This is a genomic window from Nonomuraea sp. WAC 01424 (assembly GCF_003947315.1).
Lineage (GTDB): Bacteria > Actinomycetota > Actinomycetes > Streptosporangiales > Streptosporangiaceae > Nonomuraea > Nonomuraea spiralis.
On sequence record NZ_QHHZ01000001.1, the window covers coordinates 599,452 to 614,147 of the forward strand.

The 14,696-nt window shown below is 72.4% G+C and carries 13 protein-coding genes; 3 read left to right on the plus strand and 10 right to left on the minus strand.

Annotation, left to right across the window (positions count from 1 at the left end; all coding sequences use genetic code 11):
* The 9 genes from DMB42_RS02855 to DMB42_RS02895 all read right to left on the minus strand — a co-directional run bounded on the left by DMB42_RS02855 (position 1) and on the right by DMB42_RS02895 (position 9,528).
* The gene (locus DMB42_RS02855) at positions 1 to 1,095 is read right to left on the minus strand and encodes a prephenate dehydrogenase (protein WP_125630244.1); all 1,095 of its coding nucleotides are present in this window, start codon (positions 1,093 to 1,095) and stop codon (positions 1 to 3) included.
* 46 nt (positions 1,096 to 1,141) lie between these two features.
* Positions 1,142 to 1,501: a chorismate mutase gene (gene aroH / locus DMB42_RS02860; protein WP_125630246.1), complete on the minus strand. Its 360-nt coding sequence runs from the start codon at positions 1,499 to 1,501 to the stop codon at positions 1,142 to 1,144.
* A 70-nt stretch (positions 1,502 to 1,571) separates the two neighbouring features.
* Entirely contained in the window at positions 1,572 to 3,599 is a 2,028-nt protein-coding gene (locus tag DMB42_RS02865) for a pseudouridine synthase (protein ID WP_260477442.1), read from the minus strand.
* Entirely contained in the window at positions 3,596 to 4,129 is a 534-nt protein-coding gene (scpB, locus tag DMB42_RS02870; protein ID WP_260477499.1) for an SMC-Scp complex subunit ScpB, read from the minus strand. The genes DMB42_RS02865 and scpB overlap by 4 nt, the downstream gene beginning before the upstream one ends.
* Before the next feature lie 328 nt (positions 4,130 to 4,457).
* A complete protein-coding gene (locus DMB42_RS02875; protein WP_125630248.1) occupies positions 4,458 to 5,279 on the minus strand; it encodes a ScpA family protein in 822 nt (273 codons plus the stop codon).
* Positions 5,276 to 6,217, minus strand: coding sequence for a ParA family protein (locus DMB42_RS02880; RefSeq protein ID WP_125630250.1), 942 nt, complete (start codon positions 6,215 to 6,217; stop codon positions 5,276 to 5,278). The genes DMB42_RS02875 and DMB42_RS02880 overlap by 4 nt, the downstream gene beginning before the upstream one ends.
* A 117-nt stretch (positions 6,218 to 6,334) precedes the next feature.
* Positions 6,335 to 7,240, minus strand: coding sequence for a site-specific tyrosine recombinase XerD (xerD, locus tag DMB42_RS02885; RefSeq protein ID WP_125630252.1), 906 nt, complete (start codon positions 7,238 to 7,240; stop codon positions 6,335 to 6,337).
* 15 nt (positions 7,241 to 7,255) lie between these two features.
* Entirely contained in the window at positions 7,256 to 7,867 is a 612-nt protein-coding gene (locus DMB42_RS02890; RefSeq protein WP_125630254.1) for an NUDIX hydrolase, read from the minus strand.
* Positions 7,864 to 9,528, minus strand: coding sequence for a CTP synthase (locus DMB42_RS02895; RefSeq protein ID WP_125630255.1), 1,665 nt, complete (start codon positions 9,526 to 9,528; stop codon positions 7,864 to 7,866). Before DMB42_RS02895 ends, DMB42_RS02890 begins: the two co-directional genes overlap by 4 nt.
* Positions 9,529 to 9,638: 110 nt before the next feature.
* Between DMB42_RS02895 and DMB42_RS02900 the strand changes: the two genes are divergently transcribed.
* The 3 genes from DMB42_RS02900 to DMB42_RS02910 are packed head-to-tail and all read left to right on the plus strand — an operon-like array spanning position 9,639 to position 12,324.
* Complete coding sequence (locus tag DMB42_RS02900) at positions 9,639 to 10,325, plus strand: DapH/DapD/GlmU-related protein (protein ID WP_125630257.1); 687 nt, start codon at positions 9,639 to 9,641, stop codon at positions 10,323 to 10,325.
* A gap of 45 nt (positions 10,326 to 10,370) precedes the next feature.
* Positions 10,371 to 11,498, plus strand: a complete 1,128-nt coding sequence (locus tag DMB42_RS02905; RefSeq protein ID WP_125630259.1) for a nitronate monooxygenase family protein — start codon at positions 10,371 to 10,373, stop codon at positions 11,496 to 11,498.
* Positions 11,499 to 11,544: 46 nt separating this feature from the next.
* Positions 11,545 to 12,324, plus strand: coding sequence for a GntR family transcriptional regulator (locus DMB42_RS02910; protein ID WP_125630261.1), 780 nt, complete (start codon positions 11,545 to 11,547; stop codon positions 12,322 to 12,324).
* Here the strand turns inward: DMB42_RS02910 and DMB42_RS02915 are convergent.
* Positions 12,281 to 14,659: an FAD-dependent oxidoreductase gene (locus DMB42_RS02915; protein ID WP_125630263.1), complete on the minus strand. Its 2,379-nt coding sequence runs from the start codon at positions 14,657 to 14,659 to the stop codon at positions 12,281 to 12,283. The genes DMB42_RS02910 and DMB42_RS02915 overlap by 44 nt on opposite strands.
* Between the last annotated feature and the right edge of the window lie 37 nt (positions 14,660 to 14,696).

Here is a 14,696-nt window from a genome sequence, read left to right on the forward strand (position 1 = left end):
TCAGGGGACCTGCCAGCCGCGTTCGAGCAGGGCGTCGGCCAGCGGCGAAGCCGCGTCCGGCTGCACCCACAGCTCGGCGATGCCCAGCGGCAACCCCGGCGCGTGCTCCAGCCGCACGTCCTCGACGTTGACCCCGACCTCGTCGCACACCTGGAACAGCCGCGCGAGCTGCCCGGGACGGTCGCCGATGACGACCTGGACGACCACATAGGCGGGCGCGGGACCGCCGTGCTTGCCCGGGATGCGCCCGTGCCCGGCGACGCCGCGCTTGAGAAGCTGGGTGAGGTCGCCGGACGCGGTGCCGTCGCCCCCGGCCAGGGAGCGCAGCGCCGTCGCGGCCTCGGCCAGGTCGCGCGAGACGGCCTCCAGCACCTCGGCGACCGGATCCGCGTTGCCCTCGAGGATGCCCAGCCAGAGCCCGGGGTCGCCGCCCGCGATGCGGGTCACGTCGCGCACCCCCTGCCCGGCCAGGCCGAGCGCGACGTCGGTGGCGTCGGCCAGGCGGGCCGCCACCGCCGAGGCGGCGACGTGGGGGGCGTGCGAGACGACGGCGACCGCGCGGTCGTGCTCCTCCGCGCCCACCTCGACGGGGTTGGCGCCGCACAACTCGATCAGCTCCAGCACCGCCGTCCTGGCCTCGGAGAGTGCCTCGCCGGTCGGGCACAACGCCCACGGCCGCCCGAGGAACAGGTCGGCCCTGGCCGCCCCCGGCCCGGACTTCTCCCGCCCGGCCAGCGGGTGGGAGGCGACGTAGGTGGTCAGGTCGCAGCCGAGCCGCTCGGCCTGGCGGATGGGCTCGGCCTTGACGCTGGCCACGTCGGTGTAGAAGCGGGCCACACCGCGCTTCTGCAGCTCCAGCAGCTCCTCGGCGACGTGCGCCGGGGGCACCGCGATGACCGCGAGGTCGACGTCCCCGGCGGGCAGCAGCTCCGGCTGCCACTCCTCGCCCGCGCCCAGCTCCCTGGCCAGGCGTACGGCGGCCGCCTCGCGGTCGGCGAGCAGCACGCGTACGCCGCGCTTGCGCAGCGCCAGAGCCGCCGAGGTGCCGATGAGACCGGTGCCGACGACGAGCACGGTACGGAGTTCCGAGGCCATATCGATGTCCTGATTTATCGGGCTATTGAAGCAGGAAGTGGGACGCCTACTGGGCGATGTCCTGACGCAGGGCCACCGCGCCCCGCAGATACACGTGCTGCATCTCCGCCCGCGGCCGGTCGGTCTCCACGTGGGCCATCAGGCGCACCACCCTGGGCAGCGCGCCCGGCACGTCGATCTCGGTGCAGCAGATCAGCGGCACCTCGTGGAAACCCAGCTTGCGCGCGGCGAGCGCGGGGAACTCGGCGGTCAGGTCGGGCGTGGCGGTGAACAGCACGCTGATCACGTCGTCCGTGGTCAGGGAGTTGCGGTCCATGATCGCCTGGACCAGCTCGGTCGTCCCCTGGATGATCGAGTCGCGGTCGCCGGCATCCAGCTGGATCGCCCCGCGGATAGCCCGCACCATGCGCTTCGTCCCCTTCCATAGCGGGAGAGCCCGTGCGGAGATGCGCACGGGCTCCTGCGTACCAGCCAGATTACAGCTTCACAGCCGCGTAAAGCTCGCCGACCTCCTTCAAGGACAGCGCGCGGACCGTGCCGGCCTTGGTACGTCCCAGCTTCACCGGACCGAACTCGATCCTGGCCAGGTCGATCACCCGGTGACCGGCCTCCTCCAGCATCCGCCGTACGACGTGCTTGCGGCCCTCGTGCAGCACCACCTCGACCAGCGCCTGCTGGCCGTGCTCCTGCACGATGGCGAAGCTGTCGGCCCTGGCGATGCCGTCCTCCAGCTCGATGCCCTGCTTGAGCCTGCGGCCCAGGTCGCGCGGGATCGGGCCGGGCACCTTGGCCCAGTACTTCTTCTGCACCCCGTAGCTCGGGTGCGTCAGCCGGTTGGCCAGCTCACCGTCGTTGGTGAGCAGCAGCAGGCCCTCGGTCTCGGTGTCGAGCCGGCCGACGTGGAACAGGCGCGGCGCCAGCTCCTCGACGTAGTCGGCCAGGCACGGGCGGCCCTGCGGGTCGTCCATGGTGGACACAACGCCGATCGGCTTGTTGAGGGCGTAGTAGACCAGGTCGGGGGCGGTGGGGATGCGCTTGCCGTCCACGTGGATGACCTGGGTGGCGGGGTCGACCTTGGCGCCGAACCTGCGTACCACCTGGCCGTTGACCGTGACGCGGCCGTCGCCGATCATCTCCTCGCAGGCGCGCCTGCTGGCCACGCCCGCCTGGGCCAGCACCTTCTGCAGGCGCACGCCGTCGGGGACCTCGGTGGTGTCGCGCTCGTCGGTGTAGTCGTCGGCGTAGAAGTCACGGTCGCGCAGGGGCTGGCGGTTGGCCTTCACCCGCCTGGCCTGGGGGCTGCCGTAGCCGGCCTCCCGCCGTCCGCCGCCGAGCGTCTGCACGTCGTCCCGCCTGGGGGTACGCGGCTGCTGCGTACGGGGGGTGTCCTCGCGCCGGCCGAACCGGGCACGGGTGGCGCCTGCGCCGCCCGACCGCGGGCCGTCGTCCCTGCGCCCACTGCGATCGGCCCGGAACCCGCCACGCTCCTGACGCTCGCCCCCGAAGCTGCCACGCTCCTGACGCTCGCCGCCGCCGTAGCCGCCGCGCTCCGGACGCTCGGCCCGGAAGCCGCCACGCTCCGAACGGCCGCCGTCGCCGCCACGGGTGGGACGCGCGCCGCCACGGGAGCCGGCGTACCCGCCGCGCTCACCACGCCGCTCGCCTCCGTATCCACCACGGCCACCGGAGGTTGCGCCACGGTCACCGGAGTACCCACCGCGGTCACCGCCGGAGAACCCGCCACGGTCGCCGCCGGAGTAACCACCACGGTCACCACCGGAGAAGGCGCCACGCTCACCGCGCCGCTCGCCGCCGCCGTAGCCGCCGCGCTCACCGCGCCGCTCGCCGCCGCCGTAGCCGCCGCGCTCGACGCGCCGGTCGCTGCCGTAGCCGCCGCGCTCGTCGGAGCGCGAAGCGCCGCGGAAGCCGTCACCACGCGGCCGGTCACCGCCCTCACGGCGGGGACGCTCGAAACGGTCGCCGCCCTCGCGGCGCGGGCGGTCGAAACTGTCGCCCCCCTCACGGCGGGGACGGTCGAAACGGTCGCCGCGCGGGGCGCGGTCGTCGCGGAAGCCGCCGCCACGGGACGCACCGGCCCCGCGGTCGTCGCGCGCCGGACGGTCATCGCGCGAAGGACGGTCGTCGCGTGCCGGACGGTCATCGCGTGCCGGGCGGTCGAAGCGGTCGCCGTCGCGGGAACCCCCGCCGAAGCCCTGGCCACCGCGGTCGTCGCGGTCGCCGGGACGGCCGTAGCGGGCACGTGCTCCGCCGCGGTCGGCACGAAGGGAGTCACGGCGGGCGTCGCCGCGGAACGCGTCCCTGCCGGAACTGCCCGAGCCGCCGGAGCCGCCGGAGCCGCCCGAATTGCCGTAGTTGCCGGAACCGCCGAAGCCGTCGCGGCGGTTGTCGTCGGAGCGGAAGGCGGGACGCCCGCCGCGGCCGGAGCCGCCGGTGCGTCCACGACCGCGTCCATCACCGGACGGGGTGCTGCGCCTGTTGATCACTTTGTTGTCTCCTCGAGGTTTTCCACGTCGTCGGGGAGGAAGGGAGCGAGCTCGGGAAGCTCGCTGAGGTCCCGCAGTCCCAGACGTTCCAGGAAGTATGAGCTTGTCCGGTAGAGCACTGCCTGGCTCTCCGGGTCGGTGCCGGCCTCTTCGACCAGCCCCCTGGCGACGAGCGTCCGCATGACGCCGTCGCTGTTGACGCCGCGTACGGCGGCGACACGGGCGCGGCTCACCGGTTGCCGGTAGGCCACGACCGCGAGTGTCTCCAGCGCGGCCTGGGTGAGCCGCGTCTGCTGGCCGTCGCGTACGAACCTCTCGACCAGCGGTGCGCAGTCGGCCCGCGTGTAGAAACGCCAGCCACCCGCGACTTCCCGCAGATCAAAACCCCGTCCGGCGGCGGTATATTCCGCCGCCAGCCCCCTGAGCGCCGCCGAGACCTCATGAGTCGGCCGTTCCAGCACCTGGGCCAGCGTGATCTCGGCTACGGGCTCGTCCACGACCATCAGGATCGCCTCCAGCGCCGCGCCCAGCTCCGGCCCGGCGGGCTCGGCCGCTTCCTCCTGCTCGGGCTCCCGCTCGGGCTCCGGCTCGGCGCCCGGCGCAGGCCCGGCGACCGGCTCCGGCTCGGGGGCCGGGGCGGGCCCGGCGACCGGCTCCGGCTCGGGGGCCGGGGCGGGGGCCGGGGCGTCGTCCAGGGCCGTGGCGGGCTGCGGGGGCGAGGCCGGGAGGCTGGGAGGCAGCGTGGGGGCATCCTCCGGGGAGGCGGGCTGGACGAGGGAGCCCGGAAGGGTCATCCAGGCGGGCAGCGGGGATCCCGAGTCCGGGGACTTGCGGGGGCCGGGCAGGGGGTTGGGGTTGTCAGTCATTCGATGGTCTCTCCGCGGATTCCTCGTAGTCGTCCCCCACCGCGACGTCGCCGTCGTCGGCGCCCGTCCAGGTCACGTGGAGCTCTCCCAGCGCCTCGACCTGGTCGAACGTCACCGCCGACTCCCTGAACAGCTCCAGCACGGCCAGGAATCGGGCGATGACCTCGAAGGTGCCCTCGCAGTCGGCCACCAGCGCGCGGAAGGTCGCCCGGCGCAGCCGCCGCAGGTGCATGACCAGGATCGCCGCCTGCTCCTTGACGCTGGCCAGGGGCTGGTAGATGTGCCCGACGCTGACGGTGGGCGGGAGTTTCGGGGTGAACGCCTTGGCCGCGATGCGGGCGAGCTGCTCGGGCCCGATCCCGAGGATGAGCTCGGGCAGGAGGTTGGCGAACTGCGGCTCCAGCGACACCGTACGGGGGAAACGCAGCGACTCCTCCGCCATCCGCCCCGCGAAGACCTTCGCCACCTCCTTGTACGCCTTGTACTGCAGCAACCGCGCGAACAGCAGGTCCCGGGCCTCCAGGAGCGCGAGGTCCTCTTCGTCCTCCACCTCGCCCGAGGGCAGCAGCCGGGCCGCCTTCAGGTCGAGCAGCGTGGCCGCGACCAGCAGGAAGTGGCTGGTCTGGTCGAGGTCCCACTCGGGACCCCGGGAGCGGAGGTAGGCGATGAACTCGTCGGTGACCTTGGAGAGCGAGACCTCGGTGATGTCGAGCTTGTGCTTGGCGATCAGGCCGAGGAGCAGGTCGAAGGGGCCCTCGAAGACGTCCAGGTGAACCTGGAAGCCCTGGGAAGGCTCGGTCTGCTCTGCGGTCACCTGGCCATTGTCGCAGGCGCCGGCCAGCGCGAGAGCACCTCGCGGGCCAGCTCGCGGTAGGCGTTGGCGCCGAGGGACGACGGGTCGAAGGTGGTGATCGGCTCGCCGGCGACGGTGGCGTCGGGGAAGCGGACCGTACGGTTGATCACGGTGTGGAAGACCTTGTCGCCGAACGCCTCCACGACGCGGGCCAGCACCTCGCGGCCGTGCAGGGTACGGGCGTCGTACATGGTGGCGAGCAGGCCCTCGATCTCGAGGTCTTCGTTGAGCCGCTCCTGGACCTTGGAGATGGTGTCCATGAGCAGCGCGACGCCGCGCAGCGCGAAGAACTCGCACTCCAGCGGCACCATGACGCCGTGGGCGCAGGTCAGCGCGTTGATGGTGAGCAGGCCGAGCGACGGCTGGCAGTCGATGAGGCAGACGTCGTAGTGCGGCAGCAGCGGCTTGATGACGCGGCCGAGCACCTGCTCGCGGGCGACCTCGGTGACGAGCTGGACTTCGGCCGCCGACAGGTCGATGTTGCTGGGCAGCAGGTCGAGGCCCTCGACGCCGGTCTCCAGCAGGACGTCCTCGGCGGTGACGCCGCGGTCCATCAGCAGGTTGTAGACGGTCAGGTCGAGCTGGAGCGGGTTGATGCCGAGGCCCACCGACAGCGCGCCCTGCGGGTCGAAGTCGACCAGCAGCACCTTCAGCCCGCACTCGACCAGCGCCGCGCCCAGGTTGATGGTGGTGGTCGTCTTGCCGACGCCGCCCTTCTGGTTGACCATCGCGACCACTCGCGCCGGCCCGTGCACCTGCGGCGGGACCGGTTCAGGGAACACCGGCCGCGGGCGCTGCGTGGGGCCCAGGTTGACGCCGTTGGAAGGCGCGTTGGTCTTGGTGTCACCCCAGGGGTTGTCGGGGGTCCCCTGGGTCGAACCCTTGGTCGTCACAGTCACCAGCTCGAACCTCCCTGACGATCCCGAACCGGACCGTCCGGACGGACACTATGGCGTCACCACTTAACGCGGCAAGGCGGCACGCCGGGGCACCGCGCTCGCGCAAAAGACTATAGATCACTGCCGGGCACGCGGGTGCGCCGCGGCGTAGACCTCGCGGAGTTTGTCGACCGTGACCAGGGTGTAGACCTGCGTGGTCGTGACGGAGGCATGACCGAGCAACTCCTGGACCACCCTAACGTCCGCGCCTCCGTCGAGCAGGTGGGTCGCGAAGGAATGTCGGAGAACGTGTGGACTTATCCCCGCGAGTCCGGCGCGTTCGGCGGCGGCCTGGAGCACTTCCCAGGCTCCCTGCCTGGTCAGCCGGCCGCCGCGGGCGTTGAGGAAGACCCCCGGTGTGCCGCGTCCGTGGGCGAGCAGGCCGGGCCTGGCGCGGACGAGGTAGGCGTCGAGGGCCGAGCGGGCGTAGCGGCCGAGAGGGACGACACGCGTACGGCCGCCCTTGCCGCGCAGGCGCACCTGGTCGGGTTCGAGGTCGTCGACGGCCAGGCCGACGGCCTCGGAGATACGGGCGCCGGTGCCGTACAGGACCTCCAGCAGGGCGCGGTTGCGCAGGGTGAGGGGGGCGCCGTCGGGGCCGGAGGCGGCGATGAGGCGTTCGACCTCGTCCACGGTGATCGCCTTGGGGAGCCTGCGGAGCTGGCGCGGCGGGCGCACCTCGTGGGCGGGGTCGTGGGCCGTGACGCCTTCGCGCAGGGCGAAGCGGTGCAGGCCGCGTACGGCCGAGACCGCCCGCGCGGCCGAGCTGGCCACGAGGGCGGGGTGTTCCCGGTCGCCCTCGCGCAGCGCGGCGAGGAAGGCCTGCACGTCGGCCTCCCCCACCTCGTCGAGCTTCAGCCGCCCCCGCGCCTGGAGATGCTCGAAGTATCGCCGCAGGTCACGACGGTAGGACGCGAGCGTGTTGGCAGCCAGACCTCGTTCCACCGCCAGATGGGCGAGGTAACTGGAGAGCACCGCCTCCACCACATGGTCCTTCCGTCACGCCTCCGGGGCGTCGGCGGGGCGCAACTGGGCGAACCCCTCAACCGATGCCGCATATGCGGCGAGGATACCGGCCACGGCCGGGGAATTGTGGATCATTCCCATCAGCGCCTTCTCGACCGCGTCGGGCAGGGGCACCCATTCGACCGGCATGTCGATCTCCTCGTGCCGGTGGACGAAGGTGTTCTCCTCGTCGGGGATCCTGCTCAGGCCTCGGGCGAGGAAGACCCTGATCCGCTCGTCGGTCATGCCGGGAGAGGAGCGCAGGTCGACCAGGGTGTGCCAGGTCTCGGCGCGGTAGCCGGACTCCTCGGCGAGCTCGCGGGCCGCGGTGGCGGCGAGCGGTTCGCCCGCCACGTCGCGCAGGCCGGCCGGCAGCTCCCACATGAGCCGCCGGGTCGGGTGGCGGTACTGCCTGATCATCAGGACGCGGTCACGGTCGTCGAGGGCGAGCACGGCGACCGAGCCGGGGTGCACGACGTAGTCGCGGTCGGCGACCTCGTCGTGGGGCATCCTGACCGTGTCGGTGACGACCTTGATCACGTAGCCCTGGAAGTGTTCCTTGGACGCGACGACGTCCCACGCCTCGGGCGTGTCCTGGACATTCACTTGCCGACCTTGGTGCTCACACGGCTGTCGGCGTAGGCGAGGGCGGCGCCGATCAGGCCCTTGAACATCGGGTTGGCGCGGGTGGGGCGGGAGCGGAACTCGGGGTGGGCCTGCGTGCCGATGAAGAACGGGTGCACGTCCACGGGAAGCTCGGTGTACTCCACCAGGCGGCCGTCGGGCGACAGGCCGGAGAAGACCAGGCCGACGTTCTCCAGGCGCTCGCGGTAGGCGTTGTTGACCTCGTACCTGTGGCGGTGGCGCTCGTCGGCCTTGGCCTTGCCGCCGTAGAGCTGCCTGGCCAGCGTGCCCTCGCCGAGCTTGGCGGTGTAGCTGCCGAGCCGCATGGTGCCGCCCATGTCGCGCTCGCCGGCGACGACGTCCTCCTGGTCGGCCATGGTGGAGATGACCGCGTGCTTGGTGTCGGGGTCGAACTCGGCGGAGTTGGCGTCTTCGATGCCGGCCATGTTGCGGGCGGCCTCGATGACCATGCCCTGCATGCCGAGGCAGATGCCGAGCAGCGGGATCTTGCCCTCGCGGGCGTGCCGGATGGCGCCGATCTTGCCCTCGATGCCGCGCACGCCGAACCCGCCGGGGATCAGCACGCCGTCGACGCCGTCGAGCTCGCGCTCGGCGCCCTCGGGGGTCTCGCAGTCGTCGCTCTTGACCCAGCGGATGTTGACCCGCGCGTCGTTGGCGAACCCGCCGGCGCGCAGCGCCTCGGTGACCGACAGGTACGCGTCGGGCAGGTCGATGTACTTGCCGACCAGCGCGATCGTGACCTCCTTGGCCGGACGGTGGACGCGGCGCAGGAGCTGCTCCCACTCCTTCCAGTCGACGTCACGGAAGGGCAGGCCGAGGCGGCGCACGACGTAGGCGTCGAGGCCCTCGGCGTGGAGCACCTTGGGGATGTCGTAGATGGAGGCGGCGTCGACGGCGGAGACGACGGCGTCCTCGTCGACGTCGCACATGAGACTGATCTTGCGCTTGATCGCCGTCTGCACGGGCCGGTCCGAGCGCAGCACGATCGCGTCGGGCTGGATGCCGATGCTGCGCAGCGCGGCCACGCTGTGCTGGGTGGGCTTGGTCTTCAGCTCGCCGGACGGGCCGATGTAGGGCAGCAGCGACACGTGCAGGAAGAAGACGTTGTCGCGGCCGACCTCGTGCCTGATCTGGCGGACGGCCTCCAGGAACGGCAGCGACTCGATGTCGCCGACCGTGCCGCCGACCTCGGTGATCACGATGTCGACGTCGGGACCGGCCATGCCGCGGATGCGGTCCTTGATCTCGTTGGTGATGTGCGGGATGACCTGGACGGTGTCACCCAGGTATTCGCCCCGCCGTTCCTTGGCGATGACGTTGGAGTAGATCTGCCCGGTGGTGACGTTGGCCGAGCCGTGCAGGTCGGTGTCGAGGAAACGCTCGTAGTGGCCGACGTCGAGGTCGGTCTCGGCGCCGTCGTCGGTGACGAACACCTCTCCGTGCTGGAACGGGTTCATCGTGCCGGGGTCGACGTTGAGGTAAGGGTCGAGCTTCTGCATGGTGACCCTCAGACCGCGACCCTTGAGCAGGCGGCCGAGGCTGGAGGCCGTGAGCCCCTTGCCGAGACTGGAGGCGACACCGCCGGTGACGAACAGATGCTTGGTTTGCGATGCGCTGCGCAAAGGGGCTCCCGTGGCTCGAGGTGTGGCCGAAGTGTCCACGGGCTCTCAGGATATCAAACAACGCCCCTCACATGCCCGAACGACATGACCTAGCGGTAACTTTGGTCCCTATGTCACTCGTACGGCGGGCCATGGGCACGCTGATTCACCGTGCCTACGCGGCGATCCGCTCCGCCGGGGCGATCTCCCCGGCCTCCACCGCGGGATTTCGATTCCGCCGGATCGGCGACGGAGTGAGCATCGCCTTCCCACCCGGGGCGATCTTCGGCGAGCAGTGGATCGAGATCGGCGACCACACGCTGATCGGCGAACGGGTGTCCATCTCCTGCGGCATGTGGCCCGGCGTGGATCTCGGCCCCGGGTCGATCCTGCGGATCGGCGGCTCGTGCTCGATCGGCCGGGGCTCGCACATCGTGGCCCACCAGTCGATCGACATCGGCGAGCACGTCTTCACCGGCCCGTACGTCTACATCACCGACCAGAACCACGTCTACGACGACCCCGAGACGCCGATCGGCAGGCAGTGGCCGCGTAACAGCCCGGTCTCGATCGGGGCGGGCTCGTGGCTCGGCACGGGGGCGATCATCCTGCCGGGCACGGTGCTGGGACGGCAGTGCGTGGTGGCGGCGGGCGCGGTGGTACGCGGCGAGTTCCCCGACCACAGCGTCGTCGCAGGCGTGCCCGCCAAGCGCATCCGCGGATACACGCCCGAGCTGGGCTGGCACGCTCCCGGCAGCCCCCCGGAGTCGGCCGCCGGGATCGCCCTGGCGCTCGACGGGCAGGCCGGCCCGTCCTGAGAACAGGGATGGACCGAACAAGCTTCTGGAGGTTAGCGTCGGTGCATGCGGACCGCCATCTGTGAGCGCCTGGGCGTCGAGTTCCCGTTGTTCGCCTTCAGCCACTGCCGCGACGTGGTGGCCGCCGTCACGAACGCGGGCGGGTTCGGGGTGCTGGGGGCCGTCGCGTACTCGCCGGAGCGGCTCGACGCGGAGCTGACGTGGATCGACGAACGGGTGGGCCGGCGGCCGTACGGGGTGGATGTGCTGGTCCCGGGCCGGATCGACGCCTCGGCGCTCGACCTGCGGGCCCATCTGCTGGACTTCGTACCCGACCGCCACCGCGACTTCGTCACCCACCTGCTGGCCAAGTACGGCGTGAACGCGCCGCCGCAGCCGCTCACCGCCGTGGCCGACGAGTTCGGCAGGCGGGTGACCGGCCCGGGGGCGACCGCGCTGATCGACGTGGCGCTCAGGCACCCGATCGGGCTCATCGCCAGCGCGCTCGGCCCGCCGCCGCCGGAGATGGTCGCCGAGGCCAGGGAGGCGGGCGTGCCGGTGGCGGCGCTGGTCGGCACCGTCGAGCACGCGCGCAGGCAGGTGGCCGCGGGCGCGGACATCGTCGTGGCCCAGGGCACCGAGGCGGGCGGGCACACCGGCGAGATCTCCACGATGGTGCTCGTCCCGCAGGTGGTGGACGCGGTCGCGCCGGTGCCGGTGCTGGCCGCGGGCGGCATCGCCTCCGGGCGGCAGATGGCCGCGGCCATGGCGCTCGGGGCCGAGGGCGTGTGGTGCGGCTCGGTGTGGCTGACGACCGAGGAGGCGGAGACGTCCCCGGCGCTGCGGCGCAAGCTGCTGGCCGCCTCGTCGCTGGACACCGTGCGGTCCAGGTCCCGTACGGGCAAGCCGGCGCGGCAGCTCAGGTCGGCCTGGACCGAGGAGTGGGACTCCGGCCAGGAGAGCCCGGGGCCGCTGGGCATGCCACTGCAACTGCTGCTGGCCGAGGGCGCGATGGCCCGCATCGGCGTGGCGGCCGACCGCGGCGACGCCGGGGCCCTGGAGCTGGTCAGCTATTACGTGGGGCAGGTGGTGGGCCAGCTCGACCGGGTCAGGCCGGCCCGTGACGTGGTGTACGAGATGATCAGCGAGTTCGCCGCCGCCGTCGAGCGCCTGAACGGCCTCACCTCCTCCTGACCGGCCCGGTCACGGCGTCCGTCCGCCCACGGGTTACCATGCGCGTGTGGTCGGGACACCGCCTGAGCTGGAGCGTGGCACCGGAGTTCCCGCGCACACGCAGATCGAGAAGTGGTTGCTGGAGGCCATCTCCTCCGGCGAGATGACCCCGGGCGACCGCCTGCCCGGCGAACGGGAGCTGGCCGCGCGCCTCGGCGTGAGCCGGATGACCCTGCGCCAGGCCCTGGCCACCCTCGAACACGACGGCGTGCTGATCAGGCTCCCCGCCAGGTCGGGCGGCGCGTTCGTGGCCGAGCCGCGCATCGAGTGCGACCTGACCGGCCTGGCCGGCTTCACCGAGCAGATGCGCCGGGCCCACCTGCGGGCCGAGGCGAGGATCCTGACGGCCGCCACCGTGCCCGCGTCCGCCGCGGTGGCCGCCGCGCTCGGGGCCGCGCCGGGCGAGCCGGTGCACGAGGTGGCCCGGGTGCGCTCGGCGGGCCGTTCGCCGGTGGCGCTCGAACGTTCCTTCTTCCCCGCCCTGCCCGGGTTCCTCGGCGAGGATCTCGGCGGCTCCCTCTACGCCCTGCTCGCCACCCGCTACGACCTGGAGCCGCGGACCGCCGTCGAGCACCTCGACCCCGTGATCGCCGGTCCGGAGGAGGCCGCCGAACTGGGCATCGCGGCGGGCGCGCCGCTCATGCGGATCGAGCGCACGGCCTACGCCGCCGACGGCACCCCGGTCGAGTACGCCCGCGACCTGTTCCGCCCCGACCGCGTACGCCTGTCGGTGCGCAGCGGCGTCACCGCACCCGCGACCCCGCCGGTTCGTACCGCGGCTCCCTGACGACGACGCCCGGCACCCACTCGCCCTCGACCTCGACCTCGACCGCCGCCCCCGGCCCGACCGGCAGGTACGCGTACGCGATCGACTCCTTGACCGTGTAGCCGTAGCCGCCGGAGGTGACCCGGGCCACGACCTGCCCGTCCACCCGTACGGGCTCGTTGCCGAGGGCGACCGCCCGGGGGTCGGACAGGACGAGGCAGCGCAGGCGGCGGGCCGGGTCGGGGTCGAGGGCGTCCCGGCCGAGGAAGTCCTTGCCGGGCTTGACGCAGAACCCGAGCCCGGCCTCGTACGGCGTCGTCTCGGGGCCGATGTCGGCCCCCCACACCCGGTAGCCCTTCTCCAGCCGCAGGCTGTCGATGGCCCGGTAGCCGCCCGCGGCCAGGCCGTGCGGCTCGCCGGCCCGCCACAGCGTCTCCCACAGCGCGCGGCCGTACTCGCTGGAGCAGTACAGCTCCCAGCCCACCTCCCCCACGAACGTCACCCGCAGGGCCAGCGCGGGCACGTCGCCCACGGTGAGCTCGCGCGCCGACATGAACGGGAAGTCCAGCGGGTCCGGGGTCAGCCCGGACAGGATGTCGCGGGCCTTCGGGCCCCACAGGGCGAAGCAGGCGTACTGGCCGGTGACGTCGGCGATCCGGGCGGCCGAGCCGGTGAGCGCGGCCTGCCTGCGCAGCCAGGCGAGGTCGCGGGAGCCGGACGCGGTGCCGGTGACGATCAGGAACTCCTGCTCGCCGCGCCTGGTGACGGTGAAGTCGCACTCGATGCCGCCGCGCCGGTTCAGCGCCTGGGTGTAGGTGACGGCGCCCACCTGGCGGGCGACGCGGTTGTCGCACACCCACTCCAGCAGGTCGGCGGCGCCGGGCCCGGTGACCTCGATCTTGGCGAACGAGCTCTCGTCGAACAGCCCGGCCGCGGTGCGCGTGGCGCGGTGCTCGGCTCCCACGGCGGGCGACCACAGCCGTCCGGCCCAGCCGCGGGGGCGTTCGTCCTCGTCCGCGGGGCCGGCGGAGTAGTGGTTGACCCGTTCCCAGCCCGCCTTCTCGCCGAAGACGGCGCCGTGGGCGGCGTGCCAGGAGTAGGCGGGCGAGACCCGCAGCGGGCGCCCGGCCGCGCGCTCGTGGCCCGGGTAGCGGATGTCGTAGTACGTCTCGTAGTTCTCGACCGAGCGCTTGACCGTGTACGACGGCGACCGGTACCGGCGGCCGAAGCGGCGGATGTCCATGTGGTGGACGTCCATGCCGGGCTCGCCCTCGACGATCCACTCGGCCATGACCTTCCCGATGCCGCCCGCGCCCGCGATGCCGTGGGCGCAGAACCCGGCCGCCACGAAGAACCCGCCCACCTCGGTCTCCCCCAGGCAGAACTCGTTGTCCGGGGTGAACGCCTCCGGCCCGTTGATCAGCTTGCGGATGCCGACGTCGGCCGTCGCGGGCACCCGGATCCTGGAGTTGGCGGAGATCTCCTCGAACCGCGGCCAGTCCTCGGGCAGCAGCTTGCCGTTGAAGCCGGCCGGCACGGCGTCGTAGGAGGTCTCGGAGGCGGTCCAGGGGGCGCAGGTGCGCTCGTAGCCGCCCATGACCAGGCCGCGCACCTCCTGCCGGTAGTAGACGAGCAGGTCGGGGTCGAGCAGCGTGGGCAGGACGGGGTGGTCGTGGCAGGCGTCGGTGACGACGTACTGGTGGGACATCGGCACGATCGGGATCCGCACCCCGGCCATGCGGCCGATCTCGGCGGCGAACATGCCGCCGCAGTTGACCACGACCTCGCAGGCGATGTTCCCCTGGTCGGTCCGTACGCCGGTGACGCGCCCACGCTCGACGTCGATGCCGAGCACGCGCGTACGGGTGCGCACCCGTACGCCGCCCTCGCGGGCCCGGGTCGCCAGCGCGTAGCAGAGCATCGAGGGGTCGATCTGGCCGTCGGTCGGCAGGTACGCCGCCCCCACCACCCCCGCCGGGTCCATCAGCGGGAACAGCTCCACCGCCGCGGCGACCGAGATCTCCTCCAGCGGCAGCCCGAACGTCCTGGCCCAGCCGATCTGGCGGCGGATCTCGGCCATCCGCTCCGGCGTCGAGGCCAGCTTGATCCCGCCGCACTCGGTCCACCCGGCGTCGAGGGTGCGGTAGAGCTCGACGGAGTACTGGTTCATCCGGGTCAGGGTGGGGTCGGAGCGGAGCTGGCCGACCAGGCCCGCCGAGTGGAAGGTGGAGCCGCTGGTGAGCTCGTCCCGCTCCAGCAGGACGACGTCGCGTTCGCCGAGCCGGGTGAGGTGGTAGGCGACGGACGCGCCGCCCACCCCGCCGCCGATGATCACGATGCGGGCCGAGTCGCTCATGGTCGCGAGGCTAACCTCCGTACCGTAAAAGGTCTAG

What these genes read in the sequence shown, in the direction of transcription:
- DMB42_RS02915 (WP_125630263.1), bottom strand. Translation starts at nt 14,659, where the DNA reads ATGAGCGACTCGGCCCGCATCGTGATCATCGGCGGCGGGGTGGGCGGC.
- aroH (WP_125630246.1), bottom strand. Translation starts at nt 1,501, where the DNA reads ATGGTGCGGGCTATCCGCGGGGCGATCCAGCTGGATGCCGGCGACCGC.
- DMB42_RS02905 (WP_125630259.1), top strand. Translation starts at nt 10,371, where the DNA reads ATGCGGACCGCCATCTGTGAGCGCCTGGGCGTCGAGTTCCCGTTGTTC.
- DMB42_RS02900 (WP_125630257.1), top strand. Translation starts at nt 9,639, where the DNA reads ATGTCACTCGTACGGCGGGCCATGGGCACGCTGATTCACCGTGCCTAC.
- DMB42_RS02855 (WP_125630244.1), bottom strand. Translation starts at nt 1,095, where the DNA reads ATGGCCTCGGAACTCCGTACCGTGCTCGTCGTCGGCACCGGTCTCATC.